Below are 16,981 nucleotides of genomic sequence, written 5' to 3'. Positions count from 1 at the left end.
ATCACACCTTTCCTGCTGTGCGGCCCGCTACAAAGCGGATGCGATAATGGATGAGTGTGTCGCAGGCGAGCACGAAGAACAGGATCATGCCCTGAAACACGCGGGCTGATTTTTCCGATATGCCGATGGCAACCTGTGCGGCCTCGCCGCCCAGATAAGACAGCGCAAGCACAAAACCTGCGGCTATGGCCCCGAGTGGATTAAGACGACCAAGAAAGGCAACGATGATCGCCGTAAAACCGTAACCGGGTGAAATGACTGGACGAAGCTGGCCAATGGCACCCGATGTTTCCGCAATACCGGCGAGACCCGCAAGCGCACCTGAAACAGCGAAGACAAAGAAGACCAGCTTGCCGGAACTGAAGCCAGCAAACCGCCCTGCCCTTGGGCTTTGCCCGATGACCTTGACCTCGAAACCCTTGAGCGTTTTGGCCAGAAGGAACCAGACAGCAACAGCGGCAATGATTGCAAAGATGAAGCCCCAATGGGCGCGACCCGATGCGCTCCAGATTTCCGGCAATACTGCACTCGGATTGAACTGGCGTGTTTCCGGGAAGTTATAGCCTTCAGGATTGCGCCATGGTCCACGCACCAGCCAGTCAAGAAACAGCTGCGCGACATAGACCAGCATAAGGCTCGTCAGAATTTCATTGGTGTTGAAACGAACCTTGAGTAGCGCCGGAATGGACGCATAGGCGGCACCACCTGCCATGCCCATCAGCATCATCAGAGGCAAAACGATCCAGAGTTGCAGTTCAGGAAACATGACCGGCAAAATGGAGCCGGTTATCGCACCGATAATGAACTGACCTTCAGCTCCAATATTCCAGTTATTGGATAAGAAACAGACGCAGAGACCCACCGCAATCAGGATAAGCGGCGTCGCCTTGACCAGCAACTCATGCCACGACCACACATCAAACAACGGCTCAACGAAAAAGACGTAAAGCGCCTGAAACGGGTCTTTGCCCATCAGTGCAAAAGCGAGGCCACCAAAGACCATCGTGAGCGCAAGCGCCAGCAAAGGTGAAACTGCACTGAAGATTTTTGAAGGCTGAGGCCGTTTGACAAGTTCTATCCGCATTATGCTGCCCCTGTCTGATCCGTGCCGGATACACCGCCCATGAGAAGGCCGATCTTTTCCAGCGTCACTTCGGCAATGGGCATAGGATCAGAAAGCGCACCATGGTTCATGACAGCAATACGATCGCTGATTTCAAGCAGCTCATCGAGATCCTGGCTGATGACGAGAACGGCAGAGCCGGAACGCGCCAGATCGAGCAGTGCCTGACGGATATGCGCCGCAGCGCCTGCATCCACGCCCCATGTCGGCTGGTTTACAACCATGACAGACGGAGAGCGATCGAGTTCACGGCCAATAATGAATTTCTGGAGATTCCCGCCAGACAATGCTGAAGCTGGCGGGTTTTCAGCGCTTTTGCGGACATCCATCGTTTCAATAATGCGCTTTGCAGCCGAGCGCAGAGCGCTTTCCGCAATCAGCTTCAGTTTGCCACCGTGCAAAAACGCTTTCGCATCAGTCTTATAACGCGACAGGAAGAGATTATCCGTCAACGGCAGGGATGGCACGGCACCATGGCCAAGTCGTTCTTCGGGGACAAAGGCTGCGCCCATCAAACGTCTTTCGCTGATACCGAGCTTGCCTGCATCCTTGCCGCGAATGCGCACGGCAGACGCTGATGATTGAAGAAACTCACCGGAGACAGCTTCAAAAAACTCGCCTTGCCCGTTGCCCGCCACACCTGCAATACCAACAACTTCACCCGCCTTTACCGAAAGCGAGATATTGTTGAGAGCGGTCGAAAACGGGCCGCGCGGGGCCTGAGACAAATTTTTGATTTCAAACAGTGACGTGGCCGCAGTTTCAGCCACATCAATCGGTCTGCGCGCTACGACTTTGATATCATTGCCAACCATCATGCGTGCGAGCGACGCCGCAGTTTGTTCTCGTGGATCGCAATGCGCGACCACCTTACCATGACGAAGCACGGTCGCACGGTCGCAAAGCCGCTTCACCTCTTCAAGGCGATGACTGATATAAAGGATCGACTTGCCTTCTGATTTCAGGCGCTCCAGCGTCTCAAATAAACGATCAGCTTCCTGTGGTGTCAGCACTGAGGTCGGCTCATCGAGAATGATCAGATCCGGCTCTTGCAGGAGACAACGCACAATCTCGATACGCTGACGCTCGCCCACCGAAAGATCGCCAACATGCGCCTGCGGATCAATCGGCAGACCATAGGCTTTCCCGATCTCGCGGGCACGCTTCGCCACTTCAGGGAGCGGCAGTGAACCATCAAGAGACAGGGCAATATTCTCGGCCGCAGTCAGCGAGTCAAACAGGGAGAAATGCTGGAAAACCATACCGATGCCCAGCTTCCTTGCTGTACCGGGCTGGGTAATGGTGACGCGTTCACCCTTCCAGACGATTTCGCCTTCCAGCGGCTGCAACGCGCCGAATAGCATTTTAACGAAGGTGGATTTCCCAGCACCATTTTCGCCCAGAAGCGCGTGGATTTCCCCCTCTGCAATGACGAGATCTACCGCGTCGCAGGCTCTGAGTTGACCAAATACTTTGGTGAGCCGGCGGACATCCAAAAGAGGCCGGTCGGATAAAGGCGCTGACATTGTTCCCCGAATTTATTTTTTTAAGACCTTATCCAGCAAGATCGCAATTGAAAAGCCAAAAAGAAATCGGCGGAGGACATATGCACACCGCCGATATTTCCAAGGCACAATTTCATACCCACTATGGGAGCAGGATACTCGCCCCCGTCGTCTTGCGTGCTTCCAGATCTTCATGCGCTTTGCGCACATCTTTGAGCGCATAAGACTGCTTGATCTCAATCTTGACTGCACCGCTTGCCACAACGTCAAAGAGATCGTTTGCGGTTCTCTCCAGATCGGGGCGCTTCGCAACATAGTTGAACAATGTAGGGCGGGTCGCAAAAAGCGATCCCTTCTGCGCAAGAATGTTCAGATCAAATGGCGGGATTGTTCCGGAAGACTGGCCGAAGCACGCAAACATGCCAAGCGGCTTCAACACATCGAGCGAGCCCATATAGGTGTCACGACCAACCGAGTCATAGACAACATCCACGCCTTCGCCACCGGTCAGTTCCTTGACACGCTCGACAAAATTTTCCGTGAGATAGTTGATGACATGGTCATAGCCATGCGCCCTGGCTAGCGCGATCTTGTCTTCTGAACCCGCCGTTCCGATGACGGTTGCACCAAGATGCTTGGCCCATTGACCTGCGATAAGGCCAACGCCGCCTGCGGCCGCGTGAAAGAGGATCGTGTGGCCGGGTTTAACAACAAAGGTCTGACGCAGCAGATATTGCGCCGTCATCCCCTTGAGCATCATCGCAGCAGCCGATTTCAGCTCAATCGTTTCCGGCACTATCAATAGACGACTAGCAGGCAGGATACGTTCATCGGCATAAGAACCCGGTGTCGCAGCATAGGCGACACGATCACCAAGCTTGATGTCATCGACGCCAGAACCAACAGCAACGACAATGCCTGCGCCTTCATTGCCGGGAATGAACGGCATCTGTGCCGCCTTGTATAGCCCGGTGCGGAAATAGACATCGATGAAGTTCAGGCCAATTGCCTCGTGGCGCACCTTCACCTCACCCGGACCTGGATCACCAATTTCAATCTGTTCATATTGCAGAACGTCAGGGCCACCGGTCTGATGGACACGAATTGCATTGATCATGATGCTTCTCCAGTCGTTGTCTTCTTGGCACTCGCAGCTTCAGCAGCAATCACCGCAGCCGTCCGACCAAGATTGGGGAAGAATTGCATGATGGCACCGATGAAGTAGATATAAAGCCCTGTCACAGTGATACCGACACGTACCCAGAGCGGTGCATCCAGCGTGTAATACAGGCCTGCCGCACCGAAAGCGCACCACAGCAGGAAGACAGTCAGGTTCAATGGACGCAGACGCACCACGCGCACAGGATGCAGGAAACTGATCGGCAGGAAAGAGAGGATCGCTGAAGCAACGACGATGGCGAAAGCTTCCCACTCGCCGGGTCTGACGATAAAGAGCGTGAACACCACCATGTTCCAGACAACCGGGAACCCCTTAAAGAAATTCTCTTTCGTCTTCATTCCCGTGTCAGCGTAGTAAATAGCGCTCGAAACCACGATGATTGCGCCAGATATAAAGGACAGGTTTGTCCCCATAAAACCGCTTTGATAAAGCGCGAAGGCCGGTATCAAAACGTAGGTCACATAGTCGATGATATTGTCGAGCAATTCGCCGGACCAGTTGGGCAGCACATATTTGACTTCGAGCTTGCGCGCGATTGGGCCATCGATACCATCGACGAACAGAGCCAGACCCAACCACCACCACATTGCGGTGTAGCGGCCATCACTCGCCGCAACGATCGACAGAAACGCAAGAAACGAGCCTGATGCCGTGAGAAGATGAACAGAAAATGCCTTTGCCTGCGGCGCTGTCACTTTCTTGGCTTTGAGTTTTCCGGTCAGTCTGGTTTTCACGCCGTTCGCCATTTCTCTTGAAGGCTGCCCTCAATCTTCCAGCGTTCATTCTGCCGGGTGCGGGTCAGCCAATATAACTCTGAGGCTCTGAGCCAAAAAGTCGTGATCTTTCATAAAGCTTTCCCCGAATAAGGCGAAAAGAGCAAGTAAGTCATGAGACAAAACCGCCCTCATTCCACCAAAGATTAGGTTTTAATTAACGCGACATTGGCCTTTTCGGCCTATTTGCGTTTAAGTGCGGCTGAACCAGAACGAATAAGAATCGCTTTCGGCCAGCATTTTGGCGAAGGATAGAATACGATGAATGACGTGGTTGTCGATAAGCCCCTCACCGAGATCGTCATCAGTGGCGGTGGACCAGCCGGGATGATGGCAGCACTTGCGTTGAGTGCAAAAGGCTATCGGACAGCGTTGCTAGGCCCTGAAACCGACAAAAACGACCGTCGCACGACCGCACTCATGATGCCTGCAATTCGCTTTCTCGAAGAGATTGGCGTTTGGGGCGACATTGCTCCGGAAGCAGCTCCTCTCGCCTCTATGCGCATTGTTGATGCAACCCATCGCCTCATCCGCAGCCCGGCAGTTACATTTCGCGCTGGCGAGATTGATGAGGTGGCTTTCGGCTACAACATTCCAAACGCGGCACTCAATCAGAAACTTGCGGAAGCAGTTGAGAAGAACAGCGCGATTGAGCGCATCACGCTTCCGGCCATCGAATACCGTAACAATGACGACCACGTAACGATCACGCTCAAAGGCGGCGATACGCTCCACACCCGCCTTGTTGTTGCTGCCGATGGCCGCAACTCAGCCGCACGCGAAGCCGCAGGCATTCGCACGCGCCGCTGGAGCTATCCGCAGACAGCTGTTGTGCTGTCGTTCAGCCATACGGTCGATCATGAAAATATCTCGACCGAGTTTCATACCGAAGAAGGGCCGTTCACACAGGTTCCGCTCAAGGGCAAGCGTTCCAGCCTTGTCTGGGTGGTTAATCCAGGACGTGCAGAAACGCTGCTCGCACTTGACGATGAAACGCTTGGTCAGCGCATAGAAGAAATGATGCAGTCCATGCTCGGTAAGGTCACTCTGGACATCCGTCCTCAGGCGTGGCCGCTCTCTGGTCTGGTTCCGCATGCTTTTGCTGCCAAGCGCACGGTGCTGATAGGCGAAGCTGCTCACGTGTTTCCCCCAATCGGCGCGCAGGGCCTTAATCTCGGGACGCGCGATGTGGAAACGCTTGTGAAGGCCATTACAAGTGATCCATCGGATCCCGGTTCGGATCGTGTCACGCGCGCTTATGATCGCGGTCGTCGCCCAGACATTCTGGCGCGCACGGGATCTGTTGATGCGCTGAACCGATCCCTGTTATCTCCAATGCTGCCAGCACAGATTGCACGCGGCGTGGGCCTTGAAATGCTGCGTTCATTCGCACCGCTCAGAGCATTCTTCATGCGCGAGGGTTTGCGTCCCGGCAGTGGTTTTTCGCAGTTTATGCCTAAGCTTCCAAGCTTGGCCGAACGCGGGAAAACGTCACCAAAGCAATAAAGCGCTCCAATAATCGACCCTGAAACCTCCCGCAGCTTTATTTCGGCGCGCGGTGAACTACATATGTCTTATGAGTATGGCACAGATAAAACACGCTAAGTTTCAGATCGGACAGGTGGTCAAGCATCGACTGTTTCCCTTCCGCGGGATCATTTTCGACGTCGATCCGGAATTCGCCAATACGGAAGAATGGTATGAATCCATTCCCGAAGAAGGGCGTCCGCGTCGCGATCAGCCATTCTACCATTTGCTGGCTGAGAATTCAGAGTCGGAATATGTGGCCTATGTTTCGGAACAGAATCTTGTTCCCGATCTCAGCGATGAACCGCTTCGCCATCCACAGCTCAACGATATGTTTGAGCGTCTGGAAAACGGATCATATCGCGTAAAACTGCACGCAAACTGAGCTTTATACCAAGGCGGCTCAAGATGCTAATGCATCACGCCTTGATAAAGTTCAATCGCCACTCAGGCTTAACCAAAGTCCAATGAGTTTCACTCAATGAACTTCGGTATTACGGGTTCTTTCATTGAATAGTGCAACAAAAAAGGGCGCTTTGAAGCGCCCTTTTAAATTCCTTGCATCAGAGCAGCTTAGTTAGCTGCACCCTTTGCCTTGGCCTGTTCAGCCTTCATCTTTTCTTCAAATTCCTTCTGGCGCTTTGCAACAGCGTCCTGAAGTTCCTTCTGACGTTCTTCAAGTTCAGACTGCTTCAAGCCCGGGCCCGTAAGAGCTGCCGAAAAGCCCGTCAATGCAACTGGAATCGGGTTCTGCTTGTTCTGGTAGTTGACCGAAGTCAGAGTTACCTTGCTGCCCTTCTTGAGAGCATTGATCAGATCGTCGGAAAGCGGAGCTTCCGCAATGCAGCGATCCGGGAAGCAGATGCCGTATTCAAGCTTGGTTGGCTTGTTGTTGTCGATCTGCAAACCGACGCCAGCAGGGATCAAACGGCCAATCGGTACGGTGACCTGAAAAATCTTACGATTGATCTTGCCCTTGATTTCGATGAGGTTGACAGCGGTCAACAGCTGGCCGGAGTCAGCAGTGATAATGTTCTGCGTGTTGCAGATGTCGTTATCTTCCTGCTTCGAGCAAACCTTGAACCAGCCCTGTGGCGGCTGCTGCTGTGCGGCTGCAGGCATCGTCGCAGAAGCAAGCAGGGCGAACGCGCCAGCAAATGCAGATGCGGCAGCGATTGTCTTCGTGCTGGTCATGATCAACAGTTTCCTTCCAAGGCTTTGATCTTCCGGTCTCTGGTTTGAGTCAGCGATAGACCGTCACTGATTTGAAAATGCGGCAACAGCGTGACCTCCGGGACTTATCATCCCAATCCGAGGGCCGTGTTACAACGACTTCAGCTGTGAATCCAGATGGTCGACCACATTCAGACAGCAAAATACGCCATATTTTTTGTTTTAATCTGCACTGTCGCGCGCCAGACACGCTCTTAATCCGCACAAATGCAAGGTTCATGCTAATTTCGCCACACGAATCAATACTAAACTCACACTTATTTACAATGGACCTATCAAGTTGAACGGGGACGCGAGAAAGTTGACTGGATTGTTTGCTCTTTTCCGCAACACAGCTTTAGCAAGCCTGATTGGCATCTTTGCGAGCATTGCTTCAGCACAAGCGGAAAATAACGCTTCGCCCAATTATGCGCTTTCAATGCATGGCGACGTGGCCCTGCCCGCTGATTTTACGCATTTTCCTTATGCGAACCCGGATGCGCCCAAAGGTGGTGCGCTTAAAATGGGTGTGGTCGGAACATTTGATAGTCTCAATCCATTCGTGCTCAAAAGTATGCGCACGACCGCCCGCGGTCTGTTCGGCGATCTCGACTTTGGCAATCTTCTCTATGAAACGCTCATGCAGCGTTCACGCGACGAGCCGTTTACCCTTTATGGGCTGCTTGCTGAAAAAGTTGCAGTCGATCCGGAACGAAAATGGGTCGAATTTACGCTTAACCCGAAAGCCAAATGGTCCGACGGTGAGCCTGTCACCGTGGATGATGTCATCTTCACCTATGACATTCTGACCGAGAAAGGTCGCCCACCTTATAACAATCGTATGAGCCGGATTGAAAAGATCGAGAAGACCGGTGAACGTTCGGTGCGCTTTGTCTTCAATGACAAGTCGGACCGCGAATTCCCACTGCTGATTGCTGCAACCATGCCGGTTCTTCCCAAGCATGCAATCGATCCTGCGACTTTCGGCAATTCGACGCTTAAAGCGCCGGTCGGCAGCGGTCCCTACATTGTATCTGGCGTGCAACCAGGCCAGCGCATCGTTTACAAACTGAATCCTGACTATTGGGGCAAGGACCTGCCCGTTCGACGCGGTTTCGATAATTTTGAAACCCTGAGCATCGAATATTATCGCAACGAAACGGCCTTGTTTGAGTCCTTCAAGAAAGGACTGCTCGATGTGTTTCTTGAAGGCAACCCGACACGCTGGGAGAAGTTCTATGATTTCCCGGCTGTGACACAGGGAAAGGTCATCAAAGAGAACTTCGAGAAAGGTACACCGGCAAACATGCTGGGCTTTGTCTTCAACACGCGTCGTCCGGTTTTCGAAGATCGCCGCGTGAGACAGGCGCTGGGACTGTTGTTTGATTTCGAATGGGCCAATCGCAATCTCTTTGCTGATCAGTACAACCGCCTGCAAAGCTTCTGGGAAGGCTCAGAGCTGTCATCCGTTGGCAAGCCTGCAAGCGCGCGCGAACGCGAGTTGCTACAACCGTTCCCCGATGCCGTTCGAAAGGACGTTCTGGATGGAACGTGGCATCCGTCGACCACAGATGGGAGTGGTCATGATCGCGGACCGGCAAAGGCAGCCTACGAGCTTCTCATTGAGGCGGGTTTCTCTTTCGAGCACGGCAAAGCGATAGATCCATCCGGCAAGCCTTTGCAGTTTGAGATCATGACACGCTCGCCAGACGAGGAAAAAGTAGCACTTGCCTATAAGCGTAATCTTGGACGCCTTGGTATCGATGCCGAAATTCGCAGTGCCGACGATGCACAATATCAGCAACGCCTGCAGACCTTTGACTATGACATGATCCTCGGCGCCTTGACCGGCTCACTATCACCGGGCAACGAACAATGGCAGCGCTGGGGCTCAGCATCGCGCGAAGCTCAGGGTAGCTTCAATTATCCCGGCGTTGCCGATCCGGCGGTGGATGCCATGATCGAAGCAATGCTTGCCGCACGCAAACGTGAAGATTTCGTCAGCGCCGTTCGCGCGCTCGACCGCATTCTCATATCCGGAGACTACTATATCCCGCTCTATTATCTGCCTTATCAGTGGGTAGCGCGCTGGGATCGGATCGGACATCCGGCGAAAACATCGCTGTATGGCTATCAGCTTCCCACATGGTGGCAGGTCGCCCAATAGCGTCAGTTGATAAGGCCGTAATTCACCCTACATTTTGGAATTATAAAGATAAGCGAGCAGGAGAATACGTCTCCTGCTCGTCGAACGGAGCACCTTTATGACCGCAAGAAAAATCACCATCGATGTTGTTTCAGATGTCGTCTGCCCATGGTGCTTCCTTGGCCGCAAAAGGCTGGAACAGGCCCTTGCACTAGCGCCCGACGTCGATGCCGAGGTCCGCTGGCGTCCTTATCAGCTTGACCCGTCTTTGCCTGCGCAGGGCAAAGATCGTCAGGCCTATATGCGCGAAAAATTCGGCACCGGCTCGAAGATTGACGACATTCATAAGCAACTCACTGAGCTTGGCGAAGAGAACGATATCGTCTTCGATTTCGAGGCTATCACGCGGGCACCGAACACGCTTGATGCACATCGTCTGATCCATTGGGCTGCACAAGCTGGTCCGGGAAAGCAGGATAAGCTCGTCGGCACACTGTTCTCGCTCTATTTCGAGCAGGGACAGGACATCGGTGACCATGACGTGCTCGTTGATGCCGCAGCAAGCATCGGCATGGAAGCGCCAGTCGTCGCCCGGCTTCTGCAAACGGATGCCGATAAGGCCACGATCCGTGAGGAAATCGATACCGCCAATCGCATCGGCGTGCGCGGCGTTCCCTGCTTCATTATCGATCAGAAATATGCAGTCATGGGTGCGCAGTCTGCGGCTGTTCTGGCTGATGCCATTCAGCAGACTGCGGAAGGCTTTGAACCAGGAATTTCTGAAGATCGCTGAAAACAGAGCTATACAATAAAAAGCCCGCGCTCCATCCGGATGCGCGGGCTTTTGGCTTAAATATCAAGAAAATTCTTACATGCTTTCGTCGGATACGCGAACCAGAGTCCAGCATGGCTGCTTGGCAAATTCGAATTCCATGTATTCGCCATTGTCAGTGCCTTTGATCACGACAATCTTGTTACCATTCTCACCATCTTTGTACTCAGCCTGCCGTTTTCTTCCGGCCAGCGTTTCCACGTCTGGCATCACCGGCCATTCAACGTCAGCAAGAGGAACTTGCCTGCTGACCTTCTTTGGCTCAGGGTCGGCTTCCATATCCATGCTCTCAAAGATGACTGTCTTTGCGGTAGAGGCTTCCTGAATCGCGATATCGTGGCTGAAGTTCTTAACGAAATTCTCAATCTCCTGCACCTTGCAATTAGGCGTAGACAGAGCGAAAGCCGATTGAGAAACCAATACGAGTGCGGCAGCAGCGCAGGAAACGCGCAAAGCATTCTTAAGCATCAAAGTTCTCTCCGTTTTTAAACTTCAGAGCCGGGGGATTGGCTCCGAACCCTCAATGTTTAATCTCTGTGTATCTCAGCCACCAGCCGCGATTTTTGCAAGCTGCGTCATGATAACTGCCGAGCCGTTAAGCCGCTTTTCCGGGGTTGCCCAGTCGCGAATGAAAACGATGCTTTGGTCCGGTCTGATCTTGGCCATTGAGCCCTGCTCGCCGATCATCTTCACCAGCCCAACCGGGTTTGCAAAGGTTGCATTGCGGAACTGGATAACCACGCCCTTCGGACCGGCATCGAGCTTTTCGACATTGGCGCGGCGGCACAGCGCCTTGATATAGACGATCTTGAGCAAGTGCTGCACTTCTTCCGGCATCGGGCCGAAACGGTCGATCAGTTCTGCGCCAAAGGCGTCGATATCCTGCGGTTCTTCAAGATCGGCCAGACGACGATAGAGCCCAAGACGCAATTGCAGATCAGGCACATAAGCTTCCGGGATCATGACAGCTGTACCAATCGCAATCTGTGGCGACCACTGGCTGTCTTCAACCTCAATTGTGCCCTTGAGCGTCGCGACCGCCTCTTCCAGCATCTGCTGATATAGTTCGAAGCCGACTTCCTTGATGTGACCCGACTGCTCTTCGCCGAGCAGATTGCCCGCACCGCGAATATCCATGTCGTGACTTGCAAGCTGGAAGCCTGCGCCAAGTGTATCGAGCGATTGCAGAACCTTAAGGCGACGTTCGGCAGTGGCGGTCAGTGTGCGTCCGGCAGGGAGTGTGAACAATGCAAATGCACGCTGCTTGGAGCGACCAACACGTCCACGCAACTGATAAAGCTGCGACAGACCGAACATATCGGCACGGTGCACAATCATCGTATTGGCCGTCGGAATATCGAGGCCGGATTCAACGATGGTCGTGGAGAGCAGCACATCATATTGCCCGTCATAGAAGGCATTCATGATGTCATCGAGTATACCCGGCGCCATCTGGCCATGAGCCACGGCCACTTTCAGCTCCGGCACATGTTCCTTCAAAAACTCTTCAATCTCGGTGAGATCGGCAATACGCGGGCAAACATAGAAACTTTGGCCGCCACGATAGCGTTCCCGCAGCAATGTTTCACGGATTACAAGCGGATCGAAAGGGGAGACGAAAGTGCGCACCGCCATACGATCAACGGGCGGCGTCGTGATCAGTGAGAGCTCGCGCACACCTGTCAGTGCAAGCTGCAATGTGCGCGGGATTGGCGTTGCTGAAAGCGTCAGCACATGAATGTCCGACTTCAGCTCCTTCAGCCGTTCCTTGTGCTTAACCCCAAAATGCTGTTCCTCATCGATGATAAGCAAGCCAAGATTTTTGATCTTGATCGAATTGCCGAGCAACGCATGAGTGCCCACAACAATATCGACCGTGCCATCTTCCAGCCCCTTTTTGGTAGCGGCCAGTTCTTTTGTACCCACAAGCCGCGAGGCATGAGCCACATTGACCGGCAAACCATGGAACCGCGCAGAGAAGGTCTTGAAATGCTGGCGCGACAGAAGTGTCGTTGGCACGACCACCGCCACCTGAAAGCCGCTCAAGGCAGCAACAAAAGCTGCGCGCAGTGCCACTTCCGTTTTGCCAAAACCGACGTCACCGCAGATGAGGCGATCCATCGGCTTGCCTGCCGCAAGATCGTCAGTGATGGCATCAATCGCACGCAGCTGATCTTCGGTTTCATCATAAGGGAAGCGCGCGGCAAATTCGGCATAAAGTCCATCGGGGGGCGTCATGGACGGCGCGCCACGCATCTGCCGTTCAGCAGCAATCTGGATCAGATGACCGGCGATTTCAAGCAGGCGCTTCTTGAGTTTGGCCTTGCGCATCTGCCATGCGCCGCCGCCAAGCTTATCAAGAACAGCTTCAGACCCTTCCGAGCCGAAGCGAGAAAGCAACTCGATATTTTCAACCGGCAGGAACAGCCGATCATCGCCGGCATAATGTATCTCCAGACAATCATGTGGCGCACCCGCCGCCGTGATCGTCTTGAGACCAATAAACCGCCCGATACCGTGATCGACGTGGACGACGATATCGCCCGCTGAGAGCGACGCCACTTCGGAAATGAAATCCTGATCGCGTTTGCGGCGCTTGGTACGGCGTACAAGACGGTCACCAAGAATATCCTGTTCGGCAACGACGACCAGATCGCCTGCATCAAAGCCGCTTTCGACCGCAAGAACGGCTGCTGTGATTTTGTCACGTGAAAGCGCCTTAACCGTCGAAAGGCGATCAACAGTTTCGATTTTCTCAAGGCCGTGCTCGTCCAGCACCTGTAAGAGACGGTCGAGCGAGCCTTCAGACCATGCAGCAACCAGTACTTTTTTGCCAGCCCCGCGCAGATCGCCGATGTATTTCACCACCGCTTCAAAAAGGTTCACATCGGTTGCAGCACGTTCTTCCGCAAAGCTACGGCCCTTATGCACATCGGCATGAACGACCGTCCGACCGGAGACTTCTGGTGTGCCAAATGGCGTAAGATCGATACGCAGACCCGTCGACGCGGCAACCGCTTCGACTTCCCTTGGTGTCAGATAAAGCGCTTCCGGCTTGACCGGCTTGTAGGGAATGGCATCGCTGCCCGGCTCTTTACCTTCTGCTTGCCTGAGACGTGCCTCATAATGATCGACGACCATTGTATGGCGTTCGGTCAGCGCCTCATGCACCAGATGATCGAACACCACCGGCATATCGCCCGCATGGTCGAACACTGTTTCAAGATTGTCGTAGAACAGTGGCAGCCAGTGTTCCATGCCAGCAAAGCGACGACCTTCACTGATTGCCTGATACAGCGCATCATCGCGCTGTGGTGCGCCAAACATCGCCACATAGTTTTTGCGGAAGCGGCTGATCATATCCGGCGAAAGCGAAATTTCGCTCATTGGCTGGAGTACGAATTCCTTGCGCGCGCCTGTGGTGCGTTGCGACGCCGGATCAAAAGCGCGGATTGTTTCCAGCGTGTCGCCAAAGAAATCAAGACGCAGCGGTTCTTCTGAACCCGGCGCATAAAGATCGAGAATGCCACCACGAACCGCATATTCGCCGATGTCACGCACAGTCGAGACACGTTCAAAACCGTTGCGTTCCAGCCGCGCACCCAGATCGTTCATGTTGAGCTGGTTGCCGGGACGCGCCGAAATTACCTGCTCGGCAATTGCTGCCTGTGGCGGCAGCTTTTGCAAAATGGCATTCGCCGTTGTGATGATAACTGCCGGATGCGGCGACTTCTTCAGCGAAGCCAATGCGGCCAGTGCCGCAAGTCTGCGCGCCGATGCGTCTGCTCCGGGCGACACACGATCATAGGGCAGACAGTCCCATGCCGGCAGATGCAGAACCGGCAGATCGGGCGAAACGAAATTCAGCACCTGCTCCAGATCGGCAATGCGCTGACCGTCACGGACGATATACAGAACAGGCCCGCGCTCACCGATCTCCTCGACCAGACGCGCAAGACAAAAGGCTTCGAAACCATCGGCAACGCCGTCGATTACGATATGCCTGCTGTTTTTGACGCCTGGACTGGTTTTAAGACCGAGTTTGCTGAATACGGGCATGGGGACTTATTCTCAGAATTCTATGCGGTCGCGGAAAGCGATAATGTCTCGAAACAAAGGCGTATCATATTCTTGCGGTGTTTCGCTTTCGCCTGTCACCCATTTCAGAAGATCGCGATCAAGAACTTCAAGAATCTGCTCAAACTCATCGAGTTGTTCATCGGTGAAGGCTGGAAGATACTGATCGGCATATTGGCCGAGGATCAGATCCATCTCGCGCATACCGCGATGCCAGGCGCGAAACAGAAGCTTGCGACGCCTTACATCAAGATTTCCTGCCGCAAGTGTGCTGCCAGTCATTGTTTGAGCGCTCCATTAACAAAATATGCTGCCGGTATATAGCATCTACGGCGCAAGTGGGAACCCATTTAGGCAACAAGAACAAAAATAGTACAAAATCATTTCAAAGGGTTGCGCAGAAAAGCAAAGCAGTTAATGCTCGCCGCCATGCGTCCGTCTGTGCTTGATCCGTTTTTCGCTTCCGTCCGCTCGCTTTCCGGCATTGGTCCGAAAGTGGCTGCCTTGCTTGGTAAACTTTTGGGCACTGATGTTCCCGGTGCGGAGCCGAGAGTTGGCCAGCTTCTCTTTCTGCCACCGCATAGTGTGATCGACCGGCGCAACCGTCCCGGCGTCGCTTTTGCGCAGGAAGGCGCGATCGTTACACTGGAAGTGATGATCGATCAGCATCAGCCCGCCCCGCGTGGGAGAGGCAACGTTCCGCATCGCGTCATTGCCCATGACGATACCGGTGAAATCATTCTCACCTTCTTTCATGCGCAATTGCCATGGCTTGAAAAGATGTTGCCTGAAGGCGAAACCGTCATCGTTTCTGGCAAGGTCGAATGGTTCAACGGGCGCGCCTCGATGGTGCATCCCGATTATATTGCGAGCCTCGAAGATGCTGCTAGTCTCCCGATGGTTGAGCCAGTCTATCCGCTAACGGCTGGCCTTTCATCCAAGACCCTTGGCCGCGCAATGAAAGAAGCGCTGACCCGCGTGCCGGTTCTGCCCGAGTGGATCGACAGGCCGCTGATCACACGCGAGCGTTTTCATGCTTTCAAAGATGCACTCGACACAATGCATCTCCCGGAAGACCCGAGCGATATTGCACTTGAAAGCATCACGCGCCGCAGGCTTGCTTATGACGAGTTTCTGGCTGGTCAACTGGCTTTGGCGCTGGTGCGTGCCAAAACGCGCCGCCTTTCGGGTCGCCCACTCGAAGGCAATGGACGTATTGTTGCAGAAATCATGCGCCACCTGCCTTATCAACTGACCAAAGGTCAGGAGCAGGCCGTGCGCGAAATCATCACCGACCTTAAATCGCCAGAGCGTATGCTGCGGCTTTTGCAAGGCGATGTCGGTTCCGGAAAAACGGTCGTGGGGCTGCTTTCCATGGCGCATGCAGCTGAATCCGGCGGGCAGTCAGCGTTGATGGCACCCACAGAAGTTCTTGCGCGACAGCATTTTGCAACAATTGCACCTCTGGCTGAAAAAGTCGGCCTGAAAGCAGCCCTGCTTACAGGTCGCGATAAGGGCAAAGAGCGCAATGCTGTTCTTGAAGGCCTGAAAAGTGGCGAAATCGATATTGTCATCGGCACTCATGCACTGTTTCAGGAGAAGGTCGAATATCACGATCTGGTCTTCGTTATTATCGATGAACAGCATCGTTTTGGCGTGCATCAGCGTTTGATGCTGACTGCGAAGGGCACTGCTCCCGATATGCTGGTCATGACAGCAACACCCATCCCACGCACGCTGGTTCTGACCGCCTTTGGCGATATGGATGTATCGAAACTTACTGAAAAGCCAGCCGGGCGTCAGAAGATCACCACAGCAATTCTGCCTATGGAGCGGATGAACGAACTTGTTGAACGCATCCGAAAGGCAGTCCAGGAAGGGCAGAAAATTTACTGGATCTGCCCTTTGGTGGAGGAGTCCGAACTCGTTGAGCTGACCTCCGCCGAAGAACGGTTTGAATCGCTTAAACCTGTTTTTGGCAACAAGATCGGACTCATTCATGGCCGCATGAATGGCACGGAAAAAGATGAAGCCATGCGCGCCTTCAAGCAGGGCGAAACACGGCTTCTGGTGGCAACGACCGTGATTGAAGTTGGTGTCGACGTGCCGGATGCAACAATCATCGTCATCGAACATGCCGAGCGTTTCGGGCTTTCACAGCTGCATCAGTTACGTGGGCGCGTTGGCCGTGGCGACAAGCCATCCACTTGCCTGCTGCTCTATAAAGGCCCGTTGGGAGAAATCGGTCAGGCACGTCTTAAGGTGATGCGCGAAACGGAAGATGGTTTCCGTATTGCCGAAGAAGATTTGAAGCTACGCGGCGAAGGCGAGTTGCTTGGCACAAGGCAATCGGGTACACCGGGCTTCCGGCTTGCTTCAATTGAAGCTCATGGTGACCTGCTGGAAATCGCGCGCAAAGACGCACGTTATATTCTGGCAAGCGACCCGGATCTTGAAGGCGAACGCGGGCAAGCGCTGCGCGTGCTTCTCTATCTGTTCGGTCGTGATGAAGCGATCCGCCTGCTTCGAGCAGGATAATGGAAACAGAAATGGCCGCATTGCTGCGGCCATTTCTATTCATCTATTAAAGCCCATCTATAAAAGAC

13 protein-coding genes are annotated in these 16,981 nt (G+C 53.7%); 5 read left to right on the top strand and 8 right to left on the bottom strand.

The genetic code is table 11. The annotated features are described in order from the left end of the window. Position 1 precedes the first annotated feature (1 nt). The 4 genes from ACSME1_RS16485 to pcsA form a co-directional block, all read right to left on the bottom strand. Positions 2-1,084: an ABC transporter permease gene (locus tag ACSME1_RS16485; protein ID WP_024900267.1), complete on the bottom strand. Its 1,083-nt coding sequence runs from the start codon at positions 1,082-1,084 to the stop codon at positions 2-4. Further along, positions 1,084-2,649: an ABC transporter ATP-binding protein gene (locus tag ACSME1_RS16480; protein ID WP_024900266.1), complete on the bottom strand. Its 1,566-nt coding sequence runs from the start codon at positions 2,647-2,649 to the stop codon at positions 1,084-1,086. Before ACSME1_RS16480 ends, ACSME1_RS16485 begins: the two co-directional genes overlap by 1 nt. Before the next feature lie 121 nt (positions 2,650-2,770). Beyond that, positions 2,771-3,745 (bottom strand): quinone oxidoreductase family protein, encoded by a 975-nt coding sequence (locus ACSME1_RS16475; protein ID WP_024900265.1) that lies wholly within the window; start codon positions 3,743-3,745, stop codon positions 2,771-2,773. Beyond that, positions 3,742-4,554 carry a phosphatidylcholine synthase gene (pcsA, locus tag ACSME1_RS16470; RefSeq protein ID WP_024900264.1) on the bottom strand — a complete coding sequence of 271 codons (813 nt, stop codon included), beginning with the start codon at positions 4,552-4,554 and terminating at the stop codon, positions 3,742-3,744. The genes ACSME1_RS16475 and pcsA overlap by 4 nt, the downstream gene beginning before the upstream one ends. 288 nt (positions 4,555-4,842) lie before the next feature. Here pcsA and ACSME1_RS16465 point away from each other — a divergent pair, with 288 nt between their 5' ends. Continuing rightward, on the top strand, positions 4,843-6,087 hold the full coding sequence (locus ACSME1_RS16465; protein WP_024900263.1) for a UbiH/UbiF family hydroxylase: 1,245 nt from the start codon (positions 4,843-4,845) through the stop codon (positions 6,085-6,087). Positions 6,088-6,157: 70 nt separating this feature from the next. Next, positions 6,158-6,493, top strand: a complete 336-nt coding sequence (hspQ, locus tag ACSME1_RS16460) for a heat shock protein HspQ (protein WP_024900262.1) — start codon at positions 6,158-6,160, stop codon at positions 6,491-6,493. A 188-nt stretch (positions 6,494-6,681) separates the two neighbouring features. Here hspQ and ACSME1_RS16455 read toward each other — a convergent pair whose 3' ends face one another. Beyond that, a complete protein-coding gene (locus tag ACSME1_RS16455) occupies positions 6,682-7,302 on the bottom strand; it encodes an invasion associated locus B family protein (protein ID WP_024900261.1) in 621 nt (206 codons plus the stop codon). 457 nt (positions 7,303-7,759) lie between these two features. Between ACSME1_RS16455 and ACSME1_RS16450 the strand changes: the two genes are divergently transcribed. Next, the gene (locus ACSME1_RS16450; protein ID WP_084486995.1) at positions 7,760-9,487 is read left to right on the top strand and encodes an extracellular solute-binding protein; all 1,728 of its coding nucleotides are present in this window, start codon (positions 7,760-7,762) and stop codon (positions 9,485-9,487) included. A gap of 97 nt (positions 9,488-9,584) precedes the next feature. Next, positions 9,585-10,259, top strand: coding sequence for a DsbA family oxidoreductase (locus ACSME1_RS16445; protein WP_024900259.1), 675 nt, complete (start codon positions 9,585-9,587; stop codon positions 10,257-10,259). Between the two features lie 75 nt (positions 10,260-10,334). Here the strand turns inward: ACSME1_RS16445 and ACSME1_RS16440 are convergent, their stop codons facing one another. The 3 genes from ACSME1_RS16440 to ACSME1_RS16430 all read right to left on the bottom strand — a co-directional run bounded on the left by ACSME1_RS16440 (position 10,335) and on the right by ACSME1_RS16430 (position 14,657). Continuing rightward, a complete protein-coding gene (locus ACSME1_RS16440; protein ID WP_024900258.1) occupies positions 10,335-10,766 on the bottom strand; it encodes a hypothetical protein in 432 nt (143 codons plus the stop codon). A gap of 75 nt (positions 10,767-10,841) precedes the next feature. Continuing rightward, positions 10,842-14,357 carry a transcription-repair coupling factor gene (mfd, locus tag ACSME1_RS16435; protein ID WP_024900257.1) on the bottom strand — a complete coding sequence of 1,172 codons (3,516 nt, stop codon included), beginning with the start codon at positions 14,355-14,357 and terminating at the stop codon, positions 10,842-10,844. Between the two features lie 12 nt (positions 14,358-14,369). Next, positions 14,370-14,657, bottom strand: coding sequence for a succinate dehydrogenase assembly factor 2 (locus ACSME1_RS16430; RefSeq protein ID WP_024900256.1), 288 nt, complete (start codon positions 14,655-14,657; stop codon positions 14,370-14,372). Between the two features lie 135 nt (positions 14,658-14,792). On the opposite strand from ACSME1_RS16430, the gene recG reads away from it, so the two are divergent. Further along, complete coding sequence (gene recG, locus ACSME1_RS16425; RefSeq protein WP_024900255.1) at positions 14,793-16,913, top strand: ATP-dependent DNA helicase RecG; 2,121 nt, start codon at positions 14,793-14,795, stop codon at positions 16,911-16,913. The last annotated feature ends 68 nt before the right edge of the window (positions 16,914-16,981 follow it).

Origin of the sequence: Brucella pituitosa (assembly GCF_965577835.1) — a bacterium.
Classification (GTDB): domain Bacteria; phylum Pseudomonadota; class Alphaproteobacteria; order Rhizobiales; family Rhizobiaceae; genus Brucella; species Brucella pituitosa.
Note: the sequence above shows the minus strand (reverse complement) of the source record. Positions and strands in the feature narration are given on the sequence as shown.

What these genes read in the sequence shown, in the direction of transcription:
- ACSME1_RS16475 (WP_024900265.1), bottom strand. Translation starts at nt 3,745, where the DNA reads ATGATCAATGCAATTCGTGTCCATCAGACCGGTGGCCCTGACGTTCTG.
- pcsA (WP_024900264.1), bottom strand. Translation starts at nt 4,554, where the DNA reads ATGGCGAACGGCGTGAAAACCAGACTGACCGGAAAACTCAAAGCCAAG.
- ACSME1_RS16430 (WP_024900256.1), bottom strand. Translation starts at nt 14,657, where the DNA reads ATGACTGGCAGCACACTTGCGGCAGGAAATCTTGATGTAAGGCGTCGC.
- recG (WP_024900255.1), top strand. Translation starts at nt 14,793, where the DNA reads ATGCTCGCCGCCATGCGTCCGTCTGTGCTTGATCCGTTTTTCGCTTCC.
- ACSME1_RS16450 (WP_084486995.1), top strand. Translation starts at nt 7,760, where the DNA reads ATGCATGGCGACGTGGCCCTGCCCGCTGATTTTACGCATTTTCCTTAT.
- ACSME1_RS16465 (WP_024900263.1), top strand. Translation starts at nt 4,843, where the DNA reads ATGAATGACGTGGTTGTCGATAAGCCCCTCACCGAGATCGTCATCAGT.
- ACSME1_RS16445 (WP_024900259.1), top strand. Translation starts at nt 9,585, where the DNA reads ATGACCGCAAGAAAAATCACCATCGATGTTGTTTCAGATGTCGTCTGC.
- mfd (WP_024900257.1), bottom strand. Translation starts at nt 14,357, where the DNA reads ATGCCCGTATTCAGCAAACTCGGTCTTAAAACCAGTCCAGGCGTCAAA.
- hspQ (WP_024900262.1), top strand. Translation starts at nt 6,158, where the DNA reads ATGAGTATGGCACAGATAAAACACGCTAAGTTTCAGATCGGACAGGTG.
- ACSME1_RS16440 (WP_024900258.1), bottom strand. Translation starts at nt 10,766, where the DNA reads ATGCTTAAGAATGCTTTGCGCGTTTCCTGCGCTGCTGCCGCACTCGTA.
- ACSME1_RS16480 (WP_024900266.1), bottom strand. Translation starts at nt 2,649, where the DNA reads ATGTCAGCGCCTTTATCCGACCGGCCTCTTTTGGATGTCCGCCGGCTC.
- ACSME1_RS16485 (WP_024900267.1), bottom strand. Translation starts at nt 1,084, where the DNA reads ATGCGGATAGAACTTGTCAAACGGCCTCAGCCTTCAAAAATCTTCAGT.
- ACSME1_RS16455 (WP_024900261.1), bottom strand. Translation starts at nt 7,302, where the DNA reads ATGACCAGCACGAAGACAATCGCTGCCGCATCTGCATTTGCTGGCGCG.